At 72.7% G+C, this 23076-nt stretch carries 22 protein-coding genes and 1 tRNA gene; 13 read left to right on the plus strand and 10 right to left on the minus strand.

The window, feature by feature from the left end; all coding sequences use genetic code 11:
• Positions 1–65: 65 nt before the first annotated feature.
• Positions 66–1151, minus strand: a complete 1086-nt coding sequence (locus ACFWGP_RS15220; RefSeq protein ID WP_376931293.1) for a type I restriction endonuclease — start codon at positions 1149–1151, stop codon at positions 66–68.
• 191 nt (positions 1152–1342) lie between these two features.
• Here ACFWGP_RS15220 and ACFWGP_RS15225 point away from each other — a divergent pair, with 191 nt between their 5' ends.
• From ACFWGP_RS15225 to ACFWGP_RS15235, 3 genes are read left to right on the plus strand one after another with little or no spacing between them, the layout of a single operon-like run.
• Complete coding sequence (locus ACFWGP_RS15225; RefSeq protein WP_231430205.1) at positions 1343–2611, plus strand: acylneuraminate cytidylyltransferase; 1269 nt, start codon at positions 1343–1345, stop codon at positions 2609–2611.
• A complete protein-coding gene (locus ACFWGP_RS15230) occupies positions 2608–3486 on the plus strand; it encodes an N-acetylneuraminate synthase family protein (protein WP_231430206.1) in 879 nt (292 codons plus the stop codon). The genes ACFWGP_RS15225 and ACFWGP_RS15230 overlap by 4 nt, the downstream gene beginning before the upstream one ends.
• Entirely contained in the window at positions 3483–5105 is a 1623-nt protein-coding gene (locus tag ACFWGP_RS15235; protein WP_376931294.1) for a DUF6716 putative glycosyltransferase, read from the plus strand. The genes ACFWGP_RS15230 and ACFWGP_RS15235 overlap by 4 nt, the downstream gene beginning before the upstream one ends.
• A gap of 36 nt (positions 5106–5141) precedes the next feature.
• Here the strand turns inward: ACFWGP_RS15235 and ACFWGP_RS15240 are convergent, their stop codons facing one another.
• Together ACFWGP_RS15240 and ACFWGP_RS15245 are read right to left on the minus strand one after the other, a co-directional pair.
• Positions 5142–5675, minus strand: coding sequence for a gamma carbonic anhydrase family protein (locus ACFWGP_RS15240; protein ID WP_231430208.1), 534 nt, complete (start codon positions 5673–5675; stop codon positions 5142–5144).
• Positions 5676–5684: 9 nt separating this feature from the next.
• Positions 5685–6947, minus strand: coding sequence for an APC family permease (locus ACFWGP_RS15245; RefSeq protein ID WP_376931295.1), 1263 nt, complete (start codon positions 6945–6947; stop codon positions 5685–5687).
• A gap of 83 nt (positions 6948–7030) precedes the next feature.
• On the opposite strand from ACFWGP_RS15245, the gene ACFWGP_RS15250 reads away from it, so the two are divergent.
• Together ACFWGP_RS15250 and ACFWGP_RS15255 are read left to right on the plus strand one after the other, a co-directional pair.
• Positions 7031–7546, plus strand: a complete 516-nt coding sequence (locus tag ACFWGP_RS15250) for a YbaK/EbsC family protein (RefSeq protein ID WP_376931296.1) — start codon at positions 7031–7033, stop codon at positions 7544–7546.
• Positions 7547–7808: 262 nt separating this feature from the next.
• Entirely contained in the window at positions 7809–8462 is a 654-nt protein-coding gene (locus ACFWGP_RS15255; RefSeq protein ID WP_376931297.1) for a helix-turn-helix domain-containing protein, read from the plus strand.
• A 32-nt stretch (positions 8463–8494) separates the two neighbouring features.
• Here ACFWGP_RS15255 and galK read toward each other — a convergent pair whose 3' ends face one another.
• Both galK and galT read right to left on the minus strand, forming a co-directional pair.
• On the minus strand, positions 8495–9649 hold the full coding sequence (galK, locus tag ACFWGP_RS15260; RefSeq protein ID WP_231430212.1) for a galactokinase: 1155 nt from the start codon (positions 9647–9649) through the stop codon (positions 8495–8497).
• A complete protein-coding gene (gene galT / locus ACFWGP_RS15265) occupies positions 9646–10749 on the minus strand; it encodes a galactose-1-phosphate uridylyltransferase (protein ID WP_376931460.1) in 1104 nt (367 codons plus the stop codon). Before galT ends, galK begins: the two co-directional genes overlap by 4 nt.
• Before the next feature lie 170 nt (positions 10750–10919).
• Here galT and ACFWGP_RS15270 point away from each other — a divergent pair, with 170 nt between their 5' ends.
• Entirely contained in the window at positions 10920–11771 is an 852-nt protein-coding gene (locus ACFWGP_RS15270; protein WP_376931298.1) for a DeoR/GlpR family DNA-binding transcription regulator, read from the plus strand.
• On the plus strand, positions 11768–12700 hold the full coding sequence (locus tag ACFWGP_RS15275) for an aldose 1-epimerase family protein (RefSeq protein ID WP_275505520.1): 933 nt from the start codon (positions 11768–11770) through the stop codon (positions 12698–12700). Before ACFWGP_RS15270 ends, ACFWGP_RS15275 begins: the two co-directional genes overlap by 4 nt.
• Positions 12701–12702: 2 nt before the next feature.
• Here ACFWGP_RS15275 and ACFWGP_RS15280 read toward each other — a convergent pair whose 3' ends face one another.
• Complete coding sequence (locus tag ACFWGP_RS15280; protein WP_275505521.1) at positions 12703–13878, minus strand: MarP family serine protease; 1176 nt, start codon at positions 13876–13878, stop codon at positions 12703–12705.
• 189 nt (positions 13879–14067) lie between these two features.
• Here ACFWGP_RS15280 and ACFWGP_RS15285 point away from each other — a divergent pair, with 189 nt between their 5' ends.
• A complete protein-coding gene (locus tag ACFWGP_RS15285; protein ID WP_275505522.1) occupies positions 14068–15117 on the plus strand; it encodes an LLM class F420-dependent oxidoreductase in 1050 nt (349 codons plus the stop codon).
• Here ACFWGP_RS15285 and ACFWGP_RS15290 read toward each other — a convergent pair.
• Positions 15098–16249, minus strand: coding sequence for a hypothetical protein (locus tag ACFWGP_RS15290; protein WP_376931299.1), 1152 nt, complete (start codon positions 16247–16249; stop codon positions 15098–15100). The two genes, ACFWGP_RS15285 and ACFWGP_RS15290, sit on opposite strands and share 20 nt — an antisense overlap.
• Positions 16250–16407: 158 nt before the next feature.
• Between ACFWGP_RS15290 and ACFWGP_RS15295 the strand changes: the two genes are divergently transcribed.
• Entirely contained in the window at positions 16408–17745 is a 1338-nt protein-coding gene (locus ACFWGP_RS15295) for a sensor histidine kinase (protein ID WP_376931461.1), read from the plus strand.
• Positions 17742–18413, plus strand: coding sequence for a response regulator transcription factor (locus ACFWGP_RS15300; protein WP_231430218.1), 672 nt, complete (start codon positions 17742–17744; stop codon positions 18411–18413). Before ACFWGP_RS15295 ends, ACFWGP_RS15300 begins: the two co-directional genes overlap by 4 nt.
• Before the next feature lie 85 nt (positions 18414–18498).
• On the opposite strand, the gene ACFWGP_RS15305 is transcribed toward ACFWGP_RS15300, so the two are convergent.
• Positions 18499–18573, minus strand: a tRNA-Lys gene (locus ACFWGP_RS15305).
• Between the two features lie 7 nt (positions 18574–18580).
• Here ACFWGP_RS15305 and ACFWGP_RS15310 point away from each other — a divergent pair.
• Entirely contained in the window at positions 18581–19060 is a 480-nt protein-coding gene (locus tag ACFWGP_RS15310; RefSeq protein WP_376931300.1) for a hypothetical protein, read from the plus strand.
• A 291-nt stretch (positions 19061–19351) separates the two neighbouring features.
• Complete coding sequence (locus tag ACFWGP_RS15315) at positions 19352–19990, plus strand: DNA-directed RNA polymerase subunit beta (RefSeq protein WP_231430220.1); 639 nt, start codon at positions 19352–19354, stop codon at positions 19988–19990.
• 231 nt (positions 19991–20221) lie between these two features.
• Here ACFWGP_RS15315 and ACFWGP_RS15320 read toward each other — a convergent pair whose 3' ends face one another.
• Together ACFWGP_RS15320 and ACFWGP_RS15325 are read right to left on the minus strand one after the other, a co-directional pair.
• Positions 20222–21142: a transglutaminase-like domain-containing protein gene (locus ACFWGP_RS15320; RefSeq protein ID WP_376931301.1), complete on the minus strand. Its 921-nt coding sequence runs from the start codon at positions 21140–21142 to the stop codon at positions 20222–20224.
• The gene (locus tag ACFWGP_RS15325; protein ID WP_376931302.1) at positions 21139–22044 is read right to left on the minus strand and encodes a MerR family transcriptional regulator; all 906 of its coding nucleotides are present in this window, start codon (positions 22042–22044) and stop codon (positions 21139–21141) included. Before ACFWGP_RS15325 ends, ACFWGP_RS15320 begins: the two co-directional genes overlap by 4 nt.
• Positions 22045–22095: 51 nt before the next feature.
• On the opposite strand from ACFWGP_RS15325, the gene ACFWGP_RS15330 reads away from it, so the two are divergent.
• Positions 22096–22983, plus strand: a complete 888-nt coding sequence (locus ACFWGP_RS15330) for an aminodeoxychorismate lyase (protein ID WP_376931303.1) — start codon at positions 22096–22098, stop codon at positions 22981–22983.
• Positions 22984–23076 lie beyond the last annotated feature (93 nt).

A 23076-nucleotide genomic window follows, 5' to 3' on the forward strand; every position in this document is an offset into this window, starting at 1 on the left:
ACTCATCGCGAGTCGAGGGTGGGAAGGGCTCGGACTATCGCGAATATGGCGTTGCGAACGTCTGTCTACTTGTAGCGGACGACTGCCTCGCGGATGAGCGAAGAGTGCTCGTAAATGTCCTCGAGCCCGTCGATCGGGTACTTCGTTTCATTCTTCTGCTCATCGAGCAGACCGAGGTACTTCTGCTTCTTCGAATTGAAATGAAGTCGCGCGATCGGCTTTCGGTTGTTGTCGTCGAGCAAGATTGCGAAATAGGACTTCGAATCGCGCTGTGAAACCCGGTGAGGTTTCACGTCACTGCACGCGATCGCCTTCACAATCTGGTACGCCTCAAGCTCTTCGAGAGTGGTCTCGATCTCCGTATCGCGATCAAGATCATCGGTGGAGGGGTCCTGGCTGGTAATTGCGGGGGCGGTCTCGTCCGTCGTGTACGACGCGCCTCGGAGGGCCGCTTTCAGTCGATCGTTGACCTGGTCGTTCAAGAATTGGGCAGCTGCCTTGGTGACGAGAGGGCCGAACTGATCACGCACACGCTGCGTGATCGAACCGTCGTAGACCTTGGAGATGAAGAAGCGAGCCCAGTCTTCCGATGGTGAACGGAATTGCTCCGCGATCGCGCGCTTGAGCTCTCCGATGTACTTCAGTTCGCCGGCCGCGCTGATCACCGAGTCGAGATCGAATGAGTCCTTCGAGAGCTTCTTGAGCTCGCTCACCAGGCTTTCGTCGATGTCGAGAAGATCGAGGACGAGGAATGGCTTCTCGTCCATCCGATTGGGAGCATCAAGGTCAGTGAAGAAATGGTAGACCGTTCCGTTGGTGAGCACCGCGATGCGCGCGTTCGTGACGGCGAAATAGCGGTAGAGCTGCGACGCGTGTTCGATCTTGAGCCCGCTCGTGCCGGTCTTGCATTCGACGAGCATCTGCACTTCGCCGTTGCGCATGATCGCGTAGTCGATCTTCTCACCGCGCTTGATACCGACGTCTGCGGTGTACTCGGGGACAACCTCGAGAGGGTCGAACACGTCGTATCCGAGCACTGTTGAGATGAACGGCATGACGAACGCGTTCTTCGTCGCTTCCTCGGTCTGAATCGCCTCGCGCTGATTCCGAACCTTCTGAGCGAGCGCGTTGAGCGCATCAGGGAAATCCATGGGTACCTCTCAGTCGCAGTACGGGTGACTCTATCGAGCGAATCCGCGTCACCTCGGCGGCGACTCGGGTGCCGAACACCCCCTTTTCGGGGGGCGCGCAAACGGCGCTCCGCGCTCGCTGCAGACCGCCGTTCACCGGTGCGCAACGCGCGCGCCACCCCGGCGCCACCTCGGATCCGTAGCCTGCCCGCATGGCCGAGTCGAAGACCGATCAGCGCGGCGTCGCCGTCGCGATCATTCCGGCGCGCGGCGGGTCGAAGGGCCTGCCGGGCAAGAACCTGATGCGCCTCGGCGGGGTCTCCCTCGTCGGTCGCGCCGTCGCGGCCGCGCATGCCGCACGCAGCGTCGGCGCGGTCGTGGTCACGACCGACGACGACGAGATCGCACGTGTGGCGCGCGCCGCCGGGGCGACCGTCGTCGACCGGCCGGCCGACCTCTCGGGCGACACGGCGTCGAGCGAATCGGCGCTGCTGCACGCACTCGACGAGCTCGAGGCCCGGGGCCCGCTGCCCGCTGTCACGCTCTTCGTGCAGGCGACATCGCCGTTCATCGACCCGTCGGATCTCGACGCCGCGGTCGCACGGGTCGTGAGCCACGAGGCCGACAGCGTGTTCGCGGCGGTCGAGAGCCACGCCTTCGTGTGGCGCGCCGCCGGCGACGGCTCGGTGTTCGGCGCCAACCACGACGCCGCGGTGCGCCACCGCAGGCAGGAGCGCGAACCGGAGTTCCGCGAGACCGGCGCGTTCACCGCGATGCGGACGGCGGGCTTCCGCGCGGCACGGCACCGCTTCTTCGGCCGGATCGCGCCGCAGGTCGTGCCCCAGCTGCACGGCGTCGACATCGACACCGCCGCCGACCTCGTGGTCGCGCGGGCGCTCGTCGAGCTCATCGACCGGCCGGCACGCGTCGTCGACGTCGACGCCGTCGTCACCGACTTCGACGGGGTGCACACCGACGACACCGCCTGGATCGACACGGAGGGACGCGAGCTCGTCCGCGTCAGCCGCAGCGACGGGCAGGGCGTCGCCCGCCTCCGCGCGGCGGGCGTTCCGGTGCTCGTGCTCTCGGCCGAGACGAACCGCGTGGTGACCGCGCGAGCGGCCAAGCTGCGGGTCGACGTGCTCCAGGGCATGCACGACAAGGCCCCCGCGCTCGCCGAATGGGCCGAGGCCCGAGGCATCCCGCTCGCACGCATCGCCTACCTCGGCAACGACGTCGGCGACCTGCCGGCGATGGCGCTCGTCGGGTGGCCGCTCGCCGTCGCCGATGCGGTGCCCGCGGTGCGCGACGCCGCCCGCCTCGTGCTCGAGGCCGGGGGCGGCGACGGCGCGGTGCGCGAGCTCGCCGAGCTCGTGCTCGCGGCCCGCGACGGTGCGACCGGCGCAGCACCCCACGAACGAGCCGCCACTGCGGCCGAACCCTCCGCACACCGAACAGCACCGCAGGGAGCCCTCGCATGAACACCGTCCGCATCGGCCGTTCGTCGGTCGGCCCGGGTCAGCCCGTGTACGTCATCGGCGAGATCGGCCTGAACCACAACGGCGACGTCGAGATCGCGAAGCGCCTGATCGACGTCGCCGCCGAGGCGGGTGCGCAGGCGGTCAAGTTCCAGAAGCGCACGCCCGAGATCGCAACGCCCGAGCACATGCGGGATGTCTCGCGTGAGACCCCGTGGGGCACGATGAGCTACCTCGACTACCGGTACCGGGTCGAGTTCGGCGAGTCGGAGTACCTCGAGATCGCGTCGTACGCGATGCGCTCGGGGCTCGACTGGTTCGCCTCGCCGTGGGACGTGCCGTCGGTCGCGTTCCTCGAGCGCCTCGACGTCGTCGCGCACAAGGTCGCCTCGGCCTCGATCACCGACCTCGCCCTGCTCGAGGCGATCGCCGCGACCGGCAAGCCCGTCATCTGCTCGACCGGCATGTCAACCCTCGACGAGATCGATCGGGCGGTCGAGGTGCTCGGCACCGAGCGCCTGGTGCTCATGCACGCGACCTCGAGCTACCCGATGCCGCCCGAGGAGGCGAACCTCCTCGTGATCGACGCGCTGCGACGCCGCTACCCGGGTGTCCCGGTCGGGTACTCGGGGCATGAGCGCGGCCTCCAGATCTCGCTCGCCGCGGTCGCACTCGGCGCCGTCGCCGTCGAACGGCACATCACGCTCGACCGGGCGATGTGGGGGTCGGACCAGGCCGCATCGCTCGAGCCGACCGGCTTCGATCACCTGGTGCGCGACATCAGGGTGATCGGCGACGCGATGGGCGACGGTGCGAAGCGCGTGTTCCCGGGCGAGGAGGCGCCGCGCGCGAAGCTGCGACGGGTGCCGGCGCTGTGAACGCGGGTTCGGCGGGCGGACCAGCGCGTCGCGCCGTCACGGAGGCCTCTGGCGCGCCCGAGGCACGTCGTCGCCTCGTGGTCGTCGCCGACTCCGACTCGTACGTCAAGTGGGGAGCGGCGTTCGCGACACGCCTGCCGGCCGGCTGGGATGCCGAGCTCATCGTGGTGACGACGCCCGTGATGCCGAGCGACCGGCAGCTCGGCGCCGCGCTCGCCGGCTCGTCGTTCCATGCGAAGGGCGTGCGCCGGCTCGACCTGGCGTCGCTCGAGCGACGCCTCGCCGCCCGCCGGCCGGATGCCGTGCTGCTCGCACTGCGCGGTCCCTTCGTGCGGGTCGTCGCGCCGATCGTCGCGGCGCTGCCCGGGAGGCCGGTCCTGCTGAGCGGCTTCCCGGGGCTCACGATCCCGGCGGTCCCGAAGGCGGTGGTCTACCGCGAACAGGTCGATCTCGTCGTGCTCCACAGTCGCCGCGAGGTGCGCGAGTTCGAGCAGCTGGCCGCGGGGCTCGGCGTGCGGGTCGGGTTCGGGCTCGCGACGCTGCCGTTCCTCACGGCGCGCCGACGCGGCGCATCGCCGGGTGACGGGGATGCCGCGCCGGTGACGCCGCACGTGGCGTCTGCGCCGGTGGCGGCCTTCGCGTCGACGTCGGCATCGACGCCGCCCGACGGCGACCTCGTGTTCGCCGCCCAGGCGAAGGTGCCGGCCGAGCGCGACGACCGGGTGCGCATGCTCGGCCTGCTCGCGGATGCCGCGCGGCGGCGTCCGACCCGACGGGTCGTCGTCAAGGTCAGGGCTCGGCGCGGCGAGGCGCAGACCCACGCGGAGGCGCACGACTACGCCGACCTCCTCGCCGATCCCGAGGTACGCGCCCGCCTCGGCGGCGTCCCGCCGAACCTGGTCGTCGAGGACGGGCCCATGGCGAAGCACCTCGGACGCGCGTCGATGCTCGTCACGGTGAGTTCGACGGCCGTGCTCGAAGCGGTGGCCGCCGGGGTGCCCGCGATCGTCGTCGACGAGTTCGGCGTCGGCCCGAAGCTGATCAACACGGTGTTCGCTGGCAGCGGGCTGTTCGGCGACCGCGCGGCGGTCGCGGAGTGGGTGGCGAAGCCGCCGGCCGAAGGTTGGCTCGTCGACAACTACTTCCACGGCGAGGCCTTCGACGACTGGGTCGATCGGCTCGAGGAACTGCTCGACCGGCGTGCGGCCGGACTGCTGCCGGCGCCGACTCGACGGCACGACCTCGTCGGCGGTGCGGTGCGTCGGGCGTTCGAGCGGAAGCGGATGCTCGGGCCGTACGATCGGTCGGTCGCCGGGGCGCTGTCGACGATCGTCGCGGTGCCGACGCGGTGGGCGTTGCGCCGGGTGCGCGCGGTGCGGCGTGCGTTGCCGGGCGGTTCGCGGGCGGGGTCGTCCTCCGCGATCGCGCACGCCGTGCTCGCCGGCTCCATGCCGGCCGACGGGGTGCTCACGGACCCCGTGCGGAGCGAGCGATCGGTCACGACGCGGCCGGGCACCGAGTCGATCCACCGTGAGCAGGGAATGCTCGAATCGATGCCGGCGGGCGAAGCGCGCGGCGACGCGGCGCTGTCCGACGCGGCGCTGTCCGACGCGGCGTAGTCCGACGGTGGCGGCGCCGCCGATCGCAGTGCCGGGTCAGGCGCCGGCGCTGTGCTCGCCGACGTGCTGCAGGTACGAGGCGGCGTTGCGGCGGATGCCCTCGCGTTCGGCGTCGCTGAGTTCGCGGCGCACCTTCGCGGGCACCCCGGCGACGAGCGAGCCGGGCGGCACGATCGTGCCCTCGAGCACGACCGCACCGGCCGCGACGAGCGAGCCGGCGCCGATGACCGCGCCGTTGAGCACGGTGGCGTTCATGCCGACGAGGCTGTCGTCTTCGACGGTGCACCCGTGCAGCACGGCGCCGTGGCCGACCGAGACCCGACGGCCGACGGTGAGCGGGTAGCCGGCGTCGACGTGGCAGACGACCGTGTCCTGCAGGTTCGACGCCTCGCCGAGCACGATCGGCTCGGCCTCGGCGCGCAGCACCGCGTTGTACCAGACGCTCGAATCCGCCTCGAGGCGAACGTCGCCGACGATCACGGCGCCGGCCGCGACGAACGCGCTGTCGGCGACGGCGGGGGCGGCGATGCCGGCCAGTGGGATGAGGCGTGCGCTGGGATCGACGGACATGGCGACAGCCTATCGGCGGCGGCTGCGGCGCCTTCGGATCGCCTGGGTCACGAGGCGCCAGGCGGCGCCGACGACGAAGACGGCGACGCCCGCCGCGATCGCGCCAGGCGGCAGCGTGACGACGAGCACGATGCAGCCGATCGCGCCGAGCACAGACAGCGCGCGGGGGACGCGGCGTTCGTTCGCGGGCTGGGTGATCGCGGCGAGGTTGGCGACGAGGTAGTAGCCGAGCACGCCGAACGACGAGAAGCCGATCGCCTGGCGCAGGTCGACGGTGAGCACGAGGGCGACGACCGCCACCGCGACGACGATCTCGGCGACGTGCGGCACCCGGTACCGCGAATGCACCGAGGCGAGCGGTCGCGGAAGCTCGTCGTCGCGGGCCATGGCGAGCGCGGTGCGGCCGATGCCGGCGATGAGCGCGAGGAGGGCGCCGAGTGCGGCGGCGGCCGCGCCGACGCGCACGATCGGGGCGGCCCAGGTCCAGCCGACGTCGTCGACGAGGTCGACGAGCGGTGCGGTCGACGTCGCGAGTGCATCGGCGCCGAGGGTGGCGAGCAGGACGGAGCCGATGAGGGCGTAGAGCGCGACCGCGATGCCGAGGGCGACCGGGATGGCGCGCGGGATCGTCCGGGCGGGGTCGCGCACCTCCTCGCCGAGGGTCGCGATGCGCGCGTAGCCGGCGAAGGCGAAGAAGAGGAGGCCCGCCGACTGCAGGATGCCGGGCCAGCCGGCATCGAGCAGCCCGTCGAGGGGGATGCCGCGCTGGAGGAGCGGACCGGCGCCGGCCGCGATGACGAGCAGCAGCACCGAGATCACGGCCGCGACGATGATGCTCGCGGCCCGGGCCGTGCGGGTGATGCCGCGGAGGTTGACGGCGGCGAGCACGATGACGGCCGCGGCGGCGACGGGTCGCTGCCATGCCGTTGGGACGAGGTACGCGGCGAACGTCATGGCCATCGCGGCGCAGCTCGCGGTCTTGCCGACGACGAACCCCCAACCGGCGAGGAATCCGGGCCATGCTCCGAGCCGCTCGCGCCCGTAGCGGTAGGCGCCGCCCGACTCGGGGTAGCGCGCAGCGAGCTGCGCGGTGGAGCTCGCATTCGCGAAGGCGACGATCGCGGCGATCGCGAGGCCGATGAGCAGCCCCTCGCCGGCGGCGGCAGCGGCGGGGGCGAACGCGGCGAAGACGCCGGCGCCGATCATGGCGGCGAGGCCGATCACGACGGCGTCGCGGAGCCCGAGTCGGCGGGCGAGCGAAGGCTGTGGCACGCGCGCACTCTACGCCATCGGGGTGTCGCGCCCGTTTCTCGGCTCAGCGCGGCACCAGCCGCGACGCGCCATAGGATCGGGAGATGAGCTCACCCGCTTCCGCCCCGTCGCATGCTGCCGTCGACCGCGTCGCCGCGGCCCTCGCCGCGCAGGGACTCGAGCCCGAGATCGTGTGGTTCGACGACGCCGTGACGACCGCCCAGCTCGCGGCCGACGCGCTCGGCGTCGAGGTCGGCCAGATCGCCAACTCGCTCGTGTTCACGCTCGATGACGAACCGATCCTCGTGCTCACGTCGGGCGCCCATCGCGTCGACACCGAGTGGCTGGGATCGGAGCTCGGCGGCGTCATCCGGCGAGCGTCGAAGGAGACCGTGAAGGCGGCGACCGGCCAGGTGATCGGCGGCGTCGCGCCGCTCGGCCACCCCGCTCCGGTGCGCACGATCGTCGACACCGACCTCGCCGCCTACCCCGTCGTGTGGGCCGCCGCCGGGCACGCCAAGACCGTGTTCCCCACCACCTTCGACGACCTCGTCCGCATCACCGGCGGCACGCCTCGCGCCGTCGAGCCCGCCCGAGAACCGGCCGCCGAGTCAGCCTGACCGGAATCGCGCGGCATCCGCGCGCCACGGCGGAACTTCCCTGCGGCCCACAGGCCTGCGTTTGCGCTGCATCCCGCTCGCGGCCGGCTTCCACGCCGATGTCGATCCCGCTCCCGCGACTACGACACTGAGTCGCAGGGCGATTCAGTGTCGTAGTCGCGCCGAGGGAATCACGACGGCGTGATGGATGTGGGTGGCGAGCAGGACACTGCCTCCTGAGAGCACCTGCAGTGGCGCAGGTCGCGCCCGGGGCGGAGGACCGATGGAGAAGAGCGGAGGACCGATGGAGGGGAGACGGAGCGACGGGGAACCCGTCGCTGCGCAGACCCCTCGATTCGATGTGGTCGGCGTGGTCCTCAGGGTTCGTCGACAGCTCGACCTGAGCCAACGAGACCTCGCACGACGGTTGGGCGTCAGCCACGCGGCGATCGCACGTGTCGAGGCGAATCGGAACGGCATCGACGTGGCCGACCTCGAGCGGCTCGTCGGCCTCGCGGGGATGCGTCTCGCGGTGCTGGACGAGTCGGGCGCCGAGATGGCCCCGATTCCGCCCGACTGGGTGCGCGACAACGCCGGACGGCGTCTGCCCGTTCATCTCGACGTGCGCCCGCCCGACGACCGCCCACGCTCGAGGCTCACCGATATCCACTACGACCGTGCCGAGCCGAACGCCTGGTACCACCATCGAGCGCACCGTGATGAGCGGCGCGCCCGCGGTCTCCATGCGGTGAACGACGATGGGCCGACCACGAGCGCCCTCAGGTTCGAGGCGCAGCGACGCCTTCGAGACCGACTCGAGCGTGCCGCATCCCTCGCGAGACGCGATCCGATACTGCTCGACGATTGTCGTTGTCGTGTCGACTGCTGGGAGGCCGGCGACTGTGCGGCCGACTGCGATTGCGAGTGCGGCACCTGATCCGGAGGCGACGCGACTCCGGTCGGCGCCGATCAGGCGTCCCGGCGGGCGCCCTCCGATGCGCGAACCGTGAAGACGATGGGTGCGCGGTAGCCGTGGTCGGCGAAGGCCGCGGTCACCGCGCGGGTCACGTCGGGAACGAGGGCCTCGGGGACGAGCGCGATCGCCGAACCGCCGAAGCCTCCGCCCGTCATGCGGGCGCCGATCGCGCCCGACGACTGCGCGGTCGCCACGGCGAGGTCGAGTTCCGGCACCGAGATCTCGAAGTCGTCGCGCATCGACACGTGCGAGGCATCCAGCAGGGAGCCGATCGCCCCCGCCCCGTGCTCCCGCAGCGTGCGCACGGTGTCGAGCACCCGCTGGTTCTCGGTCACGACGTGGCGCACCCGACGGAACGTCTCGTCGTCGAGCACCTCGGCCGCGCGGGAGAGGCCGTCGACCCGCAGGTCGCGCAACGACTCCACGCCGAGGCTCCGGGCACCCGCCTCGCACGACGCCCGACGCGCGGCGTAGCCGCCCGAGGCGTGGGCGTGCGCCACGCGGGTGTCGACCACGAGGAGCGAGAGGTCCTCGGCCTCCAGGCCGAGCGGGATCACGTCGGCGTCGAGGCTGCGGCAGTCGAGGAACACCGCCGAGTCGGCTGCGCCGAGCAGCGAGGCCGTCTGGTCCATGATGCCCGTCGGGGCGCCGACCACGCGGTTCTCGGCGAGGCGGCCGACCTTCGCGAGCGTGGGGCGGTCGAGACCGAGCCCCCAGTGCTCGTCGAGCGCGAGCGCGACCGCGCACTCGATCGCCGCCGAGCTCGACAGGCCCGCACCGATCGGCACGTCCGAGGTGATGTAGAGGTCGACCCCGCGGGCGTGGTCGAGATCGGCGCCGAACTCCCGCAGCGCCCACGCGACGCCGAGCGGGTAGGCGGCCCACCCCGACACGGCGTCGGGGGTGAGGTCGTCGAGGCCGATCTCGACCGCCTCGGGCTCGTGGCTCGTCGCCACGCGCAGCACCCGGTCGTCGCGGTCGCCGAGCGCGACCGTCGTGCGACGGTCGATCGCGAAGGGGAACACGAAGCCGTCGTTGTAGTCGGTGTGCTCGCCGATCAGGTTCACGCGGCCGGGCGCCGACCACACCCCGGCCGGCCGTCGGCCGAACCACTCGGCGAATCCGTGGGCGGCGTCGGCGACGGTCATTCTGCGACTCCTTCGATCGCGGCGCGCAGCGCCTCGGCCTGTGCTTCGGGCGGGACATCCCCGACCCATGCTCCCATCGCGGCCTCGGAGCCGGCGAGGTACTTCAGCTTGTCGGCGCCGCGGCGCGGGCTCGTGAGCTGCAGCATGAGCCGCACCTCGTCGCGACGCTCGTGCACCGGCGCCTGGTGCCAGGCCGCGATGTAGGGCGTCGGCGTCTCGTAGAGCCGGTCGACGCCGCGCAGGAGCCGCCGGTAGAGCACCGCGAGCTCGTCCCGCTCGTCGAGGTTCGTCGCCGCGAGGTCGGGCACGTGACGGTGGGGGAGCAGGTGCACCTCGATCGGCCAGCGGGCCGCGAACGGAACGAACGCGCTCCAGTGCTCGCCCTCGAGCACGATGCGCGGGCCGCCGCGTTCCCGCTCGAGCAGGTCGGCGAAGAGTCCGGGGCCGTAGCCGTCGATCGAGGCGAGCAGTCGCTCGGTGCGCGGCGTCACATAGGGGTAGGCGTAGATCTGACCGTGCGGATGCCCGAGCGTCACGCCGATCTCGCGGCCGCGATTCTCGAACGGGAAGACCTGCTGCACCCCGGGCAGCCCCGAGAGCTCGGCCGTGCGGTGCGCCCACGCCTCGATCACGGTTCGGGCGCGAGAGACCGGCTGCGTGCCGAACGAGCCCTCGTGCTCGGGGCTGAAGCAGACCACCTCGCACCGGCCGACCGAGGGCAGGCGGCGCTCGAGGCCGACGCGGCGGAGCCCGGCGAGCCCGCCTTCGGCGCCCTGAGCCGGCCGAATGGCGGGCCCGAACGACGGCGACCGGTTCTCGAACACCGCGACGTCGTACCGGCTCGGGATCTCGGACGGGTTGCCCGGCGACTGCGGCGCGAGCGGGTCGAGCTCGGCGGGCGGGAGCACGACCCGGTTCTGGCGGGCCGCGGCGATCGAGATCCACTCGCCGGTGAGCACGTCCTGCCGCATCTCGGCCGTCGCCGGGCGAGGGCCGAGCTCGCGCTCGTCGATCGACCGCTCGTCGGGCAGCGTCGTGTCGACGTCGTCGAAGTAGATCAGCTCGCGACCGTCGGCGAGTCTCGTGCGTCGTACGGCGATGCGGGGGTCGACGGCGTGCTGGTCGACAATGCGCGGGGCGCCGGTGGGCGTCGAGGATGCCTCGGCGGAGTCACGGGTCTCGGTCACGCCGCACACCCTACGCGACTTTCGATTCGCAAACAAACCACTTTCGTATTGCAAAGTCAGGTGGGAAGCCGCATGATTCCCCTATGAGCGACCAACCACGGCTCGACGCCCAGGTCGACGCGCCCCGCCGCCGTGAGCTCGCGCGAGCCCTCGTCGCCGAGCGCGGGTTCGTGCGCGTCGCCGAGCTGAGCCGCGCCTTCGGCGTGACGACCGTCACCGCCCGTGCCGACCTCGACGCGCTCGAACGCCAGGGCATGATCCGCCGGGTGCACGGCGGCGCCGTGCCCGCCGGCGCTCCCGGCGTCGACCGGCCCGAACGCGAGCCGAGCTTCGAGGAGGCGCTCGAGGCGTCCGTCGAACCGAAGCGCCGCATCGGAGCGCACGTGGCCGGACTCGTGCGCAGCGGGCAGAGCCTCATCCTCGACGTCGGCACCACGACCCTGCAGGTCGCGCGCGCGCTGAAGCAGCGCAGCGACCTCGACGACGTCGTCGTGTTCACGAACGGCCTCTCGATCGCCCTCGAGCTCGAGTCCGAGATCCCGAGGTTCCAGGTCGTCGTCACGGGAGGCACGCTGCGTCCTCGCCAGCACTCGCTCGTCGACCCGCTCGCCGGCTCGATGCTGCGCGACCTGCACGTCGACCTCGCCGTCATCGGCTGCAACGGGGTCGATCCGGTGCACGGCGTCACCAATGCGAACCTGCCCGAGGCGCAGGTGAAGGCGCTCATGCTGCAGCGGGCGGCGCGAGCCGTCGTCGTCGCCGACGGGTCGAAGGTCGGCGAGGTGCACCTCGGTCGCGTCGGCCCCGTCGACGCGTTCGACGAGCTCGTCACGGATGCCTCGGCGCCGCACCCGGTCGTCGCCGAACTGGAGGAGGCCGGACTCGCGGTCGTCACCGCGCACGCACCCGATGCAGACCATAGAGTTGGTCCATGACCCTTCCCACGGGCGAGCAGTTCGAGCTCGAGACGACGACGTCGAGCGGTGAGATCCGGGCCACCGTCACGGCCGTCGCCGCCGGGCTCCGCACCCTCAGCATCAACGGCATCGACCTCGTTCCCGCCTACGGCGAAGACCAGTCGCCGCCGATGGGCGCCGGCATCGTGCTCGCGCCGTGGCCGAACCGCATCCGCGACGGCCGGTGGAGCCACGACGGCGTCGACCACCAGCTCGCGATCACGGAGCCGGCCCGCGGCAACGCGATCCACGGGCTGCTGCGCTACACCGAGTACAGCGCCGTCGACCGAGAGCGCGACTCGGTGACGCTCGCCGCGCGCATCTACCCGCAGCTCGGCTACCCGTTCCTGCTCGGCACCGCCGTGCACTACGAGCTCGTCGCCGACGGCCTGCGCGTCACGCACTTCGTCGAGAACCTCGGCGCCGACACGGCCCCCGTCGCGCTCGGCACCCATCCGTACCTCAAGATCGGCGGCGTCCGCACCGAAGACCTGGTCCTGCGTCTCGACGCCGCGAGCCACATCGAGGTCGACGAGCGCCTGCTGCCGACCGGCGAGGTCCCGGTCGACGGCACCGAGTGGGACTTCCGCGAAGGACGTCGGGTCGGCGACGTGCAGCTCGACGACGCGTTCGGCGAGCTCGCGAGCGACGACGGCCAGGTGCTGCACACGCTCACCGCACCCGACGGGCGCAGCGTGTCGGTGTGGGCCGACGACGAGTTCGGCTACGTGCAGGTCTACACCTCGCGGGAGTACCCGGGCGAGGGCGGCGACGTCGCGATCGCGATCGAGCCGATGACCGCGCCGGCCGAGGCGTTCAACTCCGGCCGCGGCCTGCGGTGGCTCGGCCCGGGCGAGGAATGGCAGCTCAGCTGGGGCATCCGCTTCGAGGGCTTCTCAGCCGACTGACCTCACGCGGCGCACGCCCCCGAATCGACCGGGTCGTCGAGGGCGGATGCCTCCGCCGCGAGCGGCGCGAGCGTCGACACGGGAACCGCGAACCCCACCGTCGCGACGGTCTCGGACCGGGCGAACACGACGCCGGCGACCTCGCCGTCGACGTCGAGCACCGGCCCGCCCGAGTTGCCGGGATCGACGTCGGCCGACAGCGTCATGACGTCGCGCGTCGACGTCGCGCCGTCGGTCGAGATCGTGAGCGGTCCGCTCGCCGCGACGCGCGCCGGTCGGAGTTCCAGCGGCCCGCCGAACGGGTACCCCGCGACGGCGACCTCGTCGCCGAGGGCGGGTTCGTCGATGGGCAGCGCCGGGGCGTCGAGCCCGTCGACCGCGATGACCGCGAGATCGTGCTCGGGGTCGAACGCGACGACCCGGCCGGCGACGGCGGGGAGCCCCGGCGCTTCGACGATCGGTTCGTCGACGCCCGCGACGACGTGCGCGTTCGTCACGATGCGGTCGTCGGCGACGACGAACCCCGACCCCGACACGTTGCTGCCGCACCGGAACGCCGTGCCCGTGATGCGCACGACCGACCGCGACGCCTCGGCGATCGCGGGCGAGTCGACGCCGCCCTGCGGCGGCGGCTCGGTCGGCAGCGGCGTGTCGAGCACGTCGACGAGCCACGGCAGCCCCTCGCCGAGCGCCGCGGCACGGAGCTCGGCCATGGCCGACCTCGCCGGCGGCGGCGTCACCTGGTCGAGCGCCCGGACGACGGTCGATCCGGCCACGGCGGGCGAGAGCACCGGAACGCCCATCGCCGCGACGCCCGATGCGACGAGGGCGACGACGAACGCGGTCACGATGAGGTTGCCGACCAGACCCAGCGCCCGGTCGAGCACGCCGAGCTTCACCCGGTGCGCGCCGCGGCGGAGCGCACGGCCCACGATCGCGCCGAGCCAGGCGCCGAGCGACAGCAGCACGAGCGCCACGGCGATCGCGACCGGCGCGCGCAGCTCGGGCAGGGGCACGAGCCCGGCGAGCCAGGGCATCGCGAACCAGGCGGCGATGCCGCCCGCGATGAGCCCGATGAGGCCCGCGGCGGTGCGCAGCAGCCCCGCACGCCAGCCGTTCACGGCGGCTCCGATGAAGACGAGCACGAGCAGGATGTCGAGCACGAGGCTCCAGCTCACGGATCCTCCTCCCGTCGGGGCATGCTGGCGGTCGTTTGGAGTCCAGCCTGCGGCATCCGACTCGGAGCAACCTGAGGGTCGTCGGAACCCCACAACCGGCGCGGCGGGTGCCCGAGCCGTTCGGTAGCCTCTGATGGGCCCGTGCCGACGGCCGGGCACACCACGACCCCACACGACGAGGAGTGACGGATGCGCGTCGGCATGTTCCTGAACTACGCGGGCGGCTTCCGCGAAGCGGCCGACGAGGTCGCCGAGCTCGAGGCATCCGGCGTCGATCTCATCGCGGTGCCCGAGGCGTACTCGTTCGACGCGGTCAGCCAGCTCGGCTTCCTCGCCGCCCGCACCGAGCGGCTCACGCTCATGAGCGGCATCCTGCAGCTGTACACCCGCACGCCCACGCTCACCGCGATGACGGCCGCAGGGCTCGACTACGTGTCGGGCGGCCGGTTCGAGCTCGGCATCGGCGCCTCGGGACCGCAGGTCATCGAGGGCTTCCACGGCGTCAAGTACGACGCCCCGCTCGGGCGCACCCGCGAGATCATCGACGTCTGCCGCATGACGTGGCGGCGCGAGCCCGTCGTGCACGAGGGACGCAACTACACGATCCCGCTGCCCGCGGGCGAGGGGACCGGGCTCGGCAAGCCGCTGAAGCTCATCAACCACCCGGTGCGCGAGCGCATCCCGATCACCGTCGCCTCCCTCGGGCAGAAGTCGGTCGAGCAGACCGCCGAGATCGCCGACGGCTGGCTGCCGATGTTCTACCACCCCGAGCGCGCGGGCGACGTGTGGGGTGCCGCGCTCGCCGCGGGCACCGCGAAGCGCGATGCCGCGCTCGGCCAGCTCGACGTGTTCGCGAGCCCCGCGCTCGCCATCACGGAGGACCCCGAGCTCGAGGCCATGGCGCTCGCCGCGGCGAAGCCGCAGCTCGCCCTCTACGTCGGCGGCATGGGCGCCCGCGGCAAGAACTTCTACAACGACCTCGTCGCGAGCTACGGGTTCGAGGCGGAGGCCGCGCACATCCAGGACCTCTACCTCGACGGGCGCAAGCAGGAGGCGGTCCAGGCGGTGCCCGACGAACTCGTGCGGGCGATCTCGCTCATCGGCCCGGCCTCGGTCGTCGCCGAGCGCGTCGCGGCATTCGCCGCGAGCGGGGTCACGACCCTCGCCGTGACCCCGCTCGCGCGCACCTCCGCCGAGCGCGTGGCGCTCATGGCCGGGTTCAGGCGACTGGTCGGCTGAGCTCGCGGCGCCACGCCGCGTAGGCCCAGACGGCGAGGGCGAGCATCGGCCCCCAGAACCAGAACGGCAGCAGCAGGTCGAACACGACGGCCTCGCCGAGCGTCGGGCTTCCCGCCGCCACGATGAGCATCGGCACGGCCGAGATCGTGACGACGGTCGCCGCGGCGAGCCCCGGCACGACGGCGAGGCGCGCCGGAACCGTCCGGCCGCCGACCCGCGGCATCCACGCCGGGAAGACGAGCCCCCACGGCAGGATCAGGCCGAGGGTGAGCACCACCGCGGCGACGGCGCCCGCCCCGAGCATGAGCCCGGTCGTGAGCATCGCCGGCGAGAGCTCGTCGGCGGCGGGCGCGAAGAGCGGCCACGGCGTGAGCCAGCTCGCGCGGACCACGGCGTAGGGCAGCGGCCCGAGCGCGGCGAGCACCGTGAGCACTCGGCGGTGCCGCACGAGCCATCCCTCGAAGCGGCGCACCTCGCGCGTCGTGCGTCCGACCGAGACCGCGATCGCGACCCACGCCAGCACCGCGACGACCGAGATCGCCGAGACGGTGATGAGGCCAGCGTTCGCGACGAGCGCGGCGCCGAACTTGCCGAGGAACGTCGTGACGCCCTGCCAGGTGAGGCCGGCCCACGACACCGCGACGACGACGAGCGCGACGAGCAGCACGAGCAGGGGCACGCCGAGGCGCGGGGCGCGGACGACGAGGACGCACGTCGTCACGACGCCGGCAACGACCGAGCAGAAGCCGAAGACGTAGCCGGCGAAGGTGATCGTCCCGGCGTCTCCCAGCACGAGGGTCGCGGCGAGGGCGAGCAGTGCGGCGGCGACCGCGGCGACGAACGGGGCGCGCGGCTCGCGTGCGCCCCGAGCGAGCAGGGCGACGGCCACGACGATGCCGACGAGCCCGGTCGCGATCACGACGGCGGCGAACTGGGTCGGGTCGAGCACGGCGCTCGCGAGACTGCGCGACGACGCCGTGACGAACGGATCGGAATCGGGGACGAGCCACCATGCGGTGCCGAGCGCGGCGATCGCAGCCGATGCGAGCAACGCCGTCGCGGCGAGCCATCGCCTCGGGCGCGTTCGTGGGGGCACCGCGGTGGCGCCGGTGGATTCGCGGACGGAGGTCATCGTGTGCTCCTGTGCATCGTCGGAGGGGGCGCCGCCGGGGCGCCCGCCGGGCGGATCCGCCGCCCCGGCTCCGCCAGCCTCGCGGCGGTCGCGGGCGGTTCGCCTCACCCGGTCGGGTGAGATGCGCCAGCAGCACGGCCGGTAGCGTGGGGCCGGTGATGGATGCCTCGGGGGAGTCGCGCGCACCGGGATACGCCGATCGGGTGACGGCGGCCGTGGCGGCCGGCGCGCTGCTGCCGTTCACGGTCGTCGAAGTGCTCGGCGAGGCGGGCGGTCGCCACGCGGCCTGGGCGGCGGCCGTGCTCGGATGCTACGTGCTGCTGCATCTCCTCGTCGTCGTGCGGCGCCGGCTGCCGCGCACGGCGATCGCCGCGGCATCCGCACTCATGCTCGTGCTCGCCGCGCTGAGCGTGCCGGGCATGCCCGGGCTCGCGGTGCTGCAGGCGAGTTCGCTCGTCTACCTCGTCTTCGTCTTCGCCGCGGCCGCCGGCGACGACCTCGTCGCCGGCTGGGCGGCGCTCGGCTGCGGCCTCGCCGGCGCGGGCATCATGACCGGGCTCGTGATCGTCTCCGAGCGACCGAACGATGCGGCGATCGTCGCGAGCCCGGGCGCCGCGTTCGCGCTCGCCGGATCGCTCGCGGGCGGCATCGGCGTCGCGTGGGCGCTCGGCCGGTACCGGCGCGAGACCCTGCGCAAGCGGGCGGCCGAGCGCGTCGCCGTCGCGCGGGCCGCCGAGCTGCGGATCGAGACGGAGCTCCGGGCCGTCGCCGACGAGCGGCGTCGCATCGGCCGCGAGCTGCACGATGTCATCGCCCACTCGCTCGCGGTGATGGTCGCCCAGGCCGAGGCGACGAGGGTGCTCGTCGGGCGCGACGACGACCGGGCGAGGGTCGCCGTCGGGCACGTCGTCTCGACCGGCCGCGCGGCGATGCGGGACATGCGCGGACTGCTCGGGGCGCTCGTCGAGCCCGGCGTTCGCGCCGGCATCCGTGGCGAGGGCGGCGGGGGCGGCGAGTCGGCGCTCCGCGAGCCGAGCCCGGGGCTCGACGGCATCGCCGAGCTCGTCGAGCGCGCGCAATCACCCGGCCGCGCGGTCGAGCTCGTCGTGACCGGCACCGCGCGCGAGGTGCCGCCCGGACTCGCGCTGACCGCCTACCGGGTGGTGCAGGAGGCGCTCACGAACGTGCTGCGCCACGCATCGCCGCCGACGACGACCCGCGTCGGACTCGAGTGGGGGCGCGACCTCGTCGTGACCGTCGACGACGACGGGCAGCCGATCGGGCTGCCCATCCGCACGGGGGCGTCCGATGCGGGCGCCGGAGGTTCCGCCGCCGCGCGTGCGGCGAGCGGTCGAGGCATCCCGGGCATGCGCGAACGCGTCGCCCAGTTGGGCGGCAGCCTCGACGCCCGCCCCCGCCCCGACGGGCCGGGGTGGCGCGTCGTCGCCCGGCTTCCGCTCGTCGCGGCGCCCGTTCGAGCGGAGGGCGAGGAGTGACGGACGATCCGGCGGCCGCGCGCATCCGCGTGGCGCTCGCCGACGACCAGGAGCTCATCCGCTCGGCGCTCGCCGTCATGCTCGAGTCGCACGACGACCTCGAGCTCGTCGTCGAGGCCGCCGACGGTGCCGAACTCGTCGAGCGCCTGCGCGCGCACCGTGCCGACGTCGTCGTGATGGACGTGCGGATGCCTCGGATGGACGGCATCGAGGCGACGCGGCGCGTGCGGGCGGAGCATTCCGCCGCGAGGGTGCTCGTGCTCACCACCTTCGACCTCGACGAGGTCGTGTTCGCCGCGATCCGGGCGGGCGCGAGCGGCTTCCTCACCAAGGACGCCTCGGCCGACGAGCTGGCGGCGGCGATCCGCGCCGTGCATGCGGGCGACGCGACCCTCGCGCCGCGCGCGACGGCGAGCCTCGTCGACTTCGTCGCGCGCGCGCCCGAGCCGGTCGACGCCGAGACGCTGCTGGAGCCGTTCACGGGGCGCGAGCGCGATGTGCTCGCGCTCCTCGTCACGGGCGCCTCGAACGACGAGATCGCCGAGCGGCTCTTCCTCACGGGCAACACCGTGAAGACGCACGTCAAGGCGATCCTCGCGAAGCTCGACCTGCCCGACCGCGTGCACGTCGTCATCTGGGCGTACGAGCGGGGGCTCGTTCCGCGGTGAGCGGCCTCCATTTCGGTGGTCGAAGATATGTTCGAAGCATGAAGCGCTCAACCGGCGAGCATCTCCCACCGCGATCGGCCCTCGATGGTGCCCCCGGGGAATTCCGACATCCCGACCCGCGGATTAAAAGTCCGCTGCTCTGCCTCTGAGCTACGGGGGCGACGCCGATGACGCAGGAGCGCTGCTCGGCTTGCCGACAGTCTAAGCCAATCGCCGATTTCAATCGGTTGCGATCGGCCCGCGATGGACTCCAGCCCATCTGCCGCGAGTGCAACACGCAGAAGGCTCGCGACTACGACGCGAGACACCGTGAGGCCCGCATTCGAGTGATCATGGCGCGCAAGGCAGTTCAGCGCCAGATCGCGCTCGCAGCGGTGGGCGACCACCTCCTCGACCACCCGTGCATCGATTGCGGTGAGGCCGACGTCCGGGTACTCGACTTCGATCACCGGGAGAACTGCGACGAGACCGCTGAGGTGATGAAGCTCGTTCAAGACGGGTACGGCCTGCTGCGCATCATGGCCGAGATCGACAAATGCGATGTCCGTTGCCGGAACTGTCATGCGAAGGTCACCTGCGAGCGCATGGGCGACAACGGGAGGTCAGGGCTCATGCGTCGTGCCGGAGACGACGGCCTGGCCTCGTAGCGCCGCGCACGGCGATGCGACCGGCCGCCGGCGCTCCCGGCGACCGGCCGCTCGCCATCTCGGCGACGGGGGTCGCGTCCGCCCGAACGGCCGAACGCTCGCCCTCGAGCGGCATCACGGTCAGCTCGCCGCCCGCCCGAGAATGCTTCGGGTGTGCATGACCCGCAGGCTAGTCCCGATCGCGACGGCATCGAAGCCCCCAGTGCGAGCGGCCCCCGCACAGGGGAGCACGGGGGAGCGCAGGGCACCCGGCCGGGGATGGCCGCACCCGACCGGAGTATCCTGTACCGAATGGCCGCCGACTTCCACCGCCCGACGAAACTCCCACCCGGAATGTTCGACGACTTCATCGGCGGGGCCGACCCGGCCCACCTCAACCGGGCAGCCCACGACACCGCGCAGGCCCTGCTCGCCCGGGTTCGCGCCGACCCCGACCCCGAGATCGTCGCCCGTCTCATCGCGTACACCGACCGCCACGGCATCGACGCGATCGCGGAGCTGTGGTCGGGTGCGTCGGCGAAGAGCCTGCCTGGCGCGCTCTGGCGCATCTACCTCCTGCGCACGCTCATCGGGCAGGACGCCGAGACGCTGAGCCTCGCCTACCGGCGCGGCACCGAGATGTCGCACACCATCGACCAGGTCGTCGCCGGTGCGGCGTCCCCGGCCGGCCCCGCCGAGATCCGCGAGCTGGCCGACCGGGTGCTGCACGGCGTGTTCACGGGCGACTTCGCGGTCGCGCTCGAGCGGGCGGCCGCGTTCGCGCGGGTCACGGCGACCGGCTTCACGAGCCTCGCCGACGACGCGGACGCCTCCGACTCGGTGCACCACGACCGCTCGGCCGCGCTCACGAGGCGGGCGCTGCGCCTCACCGAGCTCGGCGACGAGCTCACGGCCTGCGCGAAGCTCTGGCGGCGTGACGCGCTCGACTGATTCGCCGGATGTGACCGTTCCGGCCGAGCGTGGCCCCGCGAAGGGGCGCAGCCGGTCGGAACGGCCACGTCCGCGCTCCGCACATCGCATGGGGCGACCGGTGGCTCGCGTCGGGAATGAACCGCCCCTCGCTGTCGTTTAGACTGTCTGAGGCCGGCCGCAGTAACCCCGGGCTCCAAAATTCGCCGCTCCGAGCGGCCTCGCGCCGAGAGGCGTTCTGCGGCCGGCCTTTCACGTCTCCGCGGTCGCCCAAGCGGTCGTGCGGGCCTCGAGATCGACGGTGCCGAACCCGCCGGCCGGCGAGAAGGTCGTCACCGTGCGCCCGGGCCGGACCCGCTCGTCCGTGCGCCAGAGCGCGGCGAGTTCCGCTTCGGCCGAGGCATCCCCGCCGTCGGCTGCGACGGTGAGCCGAGCGACGCGGTCGGCGAGGTCGAGGGCGTCGGCGGCGATCGGCGCGTCGGGGGCGTCCATCACGCCCCAGCCGTCCCAGAGCAACAGCTCGGTGCGCATGCGGTGGGCGAGGTCGCCGAGCACGTAGCCGTGCACGATCCAGGGCCCCGAGATCGGATGCCCCGGCGCCACCCCGTACCCGGCGAGGTCGATCTCGCCGGCGCGGTAGCCGAGCCAGGCCTCCGCGGCGGTCTCGAACGGCGAACCCGGTCCGGTCGGCAGGTCGTGCACGTCGAATCCGTGCGCCGCCGGGTCGAGCTCGGGATCGAAGCGCACCCAGCGGCCGTTGTGCCCGGCCTCGACGACGACGTGGTCGTGGCGGAACCCCGGCGTGAAGTAGCCCGCGAATCCGAGGCGGGTGCGTGCCGGGCGCCCGTGCTCGCGCAGGATCGACACCGCGAGCAGCGAATGGTCGCGGCAGCAGCCGCCGACTCGCCGGTCGGGCGCGCGCTCGGCGTCGAGCGGGCCGTCGGCGCGCTCCGTCGCGGCATCGAGGATCGACGCGATCCAGCGGCGGTCGATGTCGGCGAACTGTTCGGAGGTCACCGCGGGGTCGGCGCGGTAGTGGGTGATCGCGGCGGTCACCGCGCGGTGGATCGCGCCGGGCTCGGCGGCGACCCCCGCGACGAGCGCGCGATGGGCGCCCGGGTCGGAGAACGGCGAATGGCGGGCGTACTCGGCAGGGTTGGGGTGTCCGGTCATACCGGCATCGTCGAGTCGGTCCCAGGGGCCGGGTCAAGCCGGACACCGGGCCGCAGCGGCATCGCGACGCGCATCGCGATCTCGTCGGGGTCCTCGGGCCACGGCCCCGGGTACCACTCGCGCGGCGCCGCGGGCGCCGAGGCGTCCCGGCCGGCCGATGCCTCGGACGCGCCGGTGCCCGCCGCACCGCGCACCGCGTCGTAGAAGCGCAGCAGCTGCGGATAGACGACCTCGCGGGCGGTGACGTCGATGACCGCGTAACGGGCTCCGGGCTCCATCCGCAGGGCGATGGTCCGCGTCGGGGCGGCCCGGCCGGTGAAGGGCACGGCGGTCTCGATGCGCCCGGGGAGGGCGTCGCCGACGGGGGAGTGGAAGAGCACCCAATGGCCGGGTCCCGCCGTGGCGCCCTCGCGCTCGAGGTGGCGCCCGATCTCGATCACGTCCGCGACGAAGCTCGGCACCAGTCGCGACTGCACGACCGTGCGGACGATGGTCGCGATCGACGTGTCGGGCATCGTCTCGAAGCGCACCCGTTCGCGCAACCCGTCGTCCGCCGTGCCGGCCCCCGCCACGGGGCCCGCGTCCGATGCGGCGAGCCGATCGACCGCCTGGCTGCGTTCCGCGAAGTCCTCGCGCTGCGCCGCCCACCAGCCGAGGAGCCGCTCGCGCGCCTCCGCGGGTGCCGCATCGAGCAGTCCGCCGATCTCGGCGAGCGGCAGGTCGATGCGGCGCAGCATCGCGATCGTGCGCGCGCGAGCCACCTGCTCGGGCGCGTATCGTCGGTAGCCCGTCCGCGGGTCGACGTCGGCCGGCACGAGCAGTCCGCTCGCGTCGTAGATCCTCAGCGCCTTGAGTGACAGCCCGGACGCCCGGCTCATCTCCCCGGTGCCGAGCGCGCGCATGCACCGTACGGTAGCGCATGGCGGCGAGGCATCCACGCCTACGATTGGTGCATGCCCGAGACCGTGACGTTCCTCATCGCGCCCCTCACTGCGGACGCACCCGCCGTCGACCTCGACTCGACGTTCCATGCGGTGGATGCCTCGGAGCCCGCATTGCGCGTCGGCGAACTGTCCACGCAGCGCGGCGACGGCATCTTCGAGACCCTCGCCGTCGTCGACGGTCATGCGCAGGAGGCGGAGGCGCACCTCGAGCGACTGCGCAACTCGGCGCAGATCTGCGAGCTCCCGGAGCCCAACCTCGCGCAATGGCGGGCGGCGATCGCCGCGGCGGTCTCGCAGCTGCCCGCGTCGGGCGAGTTCGCGCTGAAGCTCGTGCTCAGCCGGGGCGTCGAGCACGGCCCCGCGCCCACCGCGTGGCTCGCGGCCTCCCGCGCGGCCGATCGCACCGCCGAGCGCGAGCACGGGATCCGCATCGTCTCGCTCGACCGCGGCCTCGCGCACGACGCCGCGGCGAAGGCGCCGTGGCTGCTGCTCGGCGCGAAGACGCTGAGCTACGCGACGAACATGGCGGCGATCCGCGAGGCGAAGCGGCGGGGTGCCGACGACGCGCTCTTCGTCTCGAGCGACGGGTACGTCATGGAGGGGCCGACGTCGAGCGTCATCCTGCGCCACGGCGACGTCTACTCGACCCCAGAGCCGAGCGGCGCGATCCTGCGGGGCACGACGCAGCAGAGCCTCTTCGAGTTCCTCGAGCGCGACGGTCACGCGACGGAGTACCGGGACATCCCGGTCGCCGAGCTCGCGACCGCCGACGCGATCTGGCTGGTGTCGAGCGTGCGCCTCGCGGCGGGCGTGACCGCACTCGACGGAACGGCCGTGCCGTTCGACGCCGCCGAGACGCGACGGTTCAACGACTACCTGCTGAGCCCGCGCGACTGACGCCGGCCCGCCCCTCGAACGGGGAGTTGCGCTGGCGGCATCGGCCCTCGCGACCACTTTGTAAATGTTGCTAACATAACCCCACGCGACCGT

The organism is Agromyces sp. NPDC127015 (assembly GCF_042725165.1).
GTDB lineage: Bacteria > Actinomycetota > Actinomycetes > Actinomycetales > Microbacteriaceae > Agromyces > Agromyces chromiiresistens.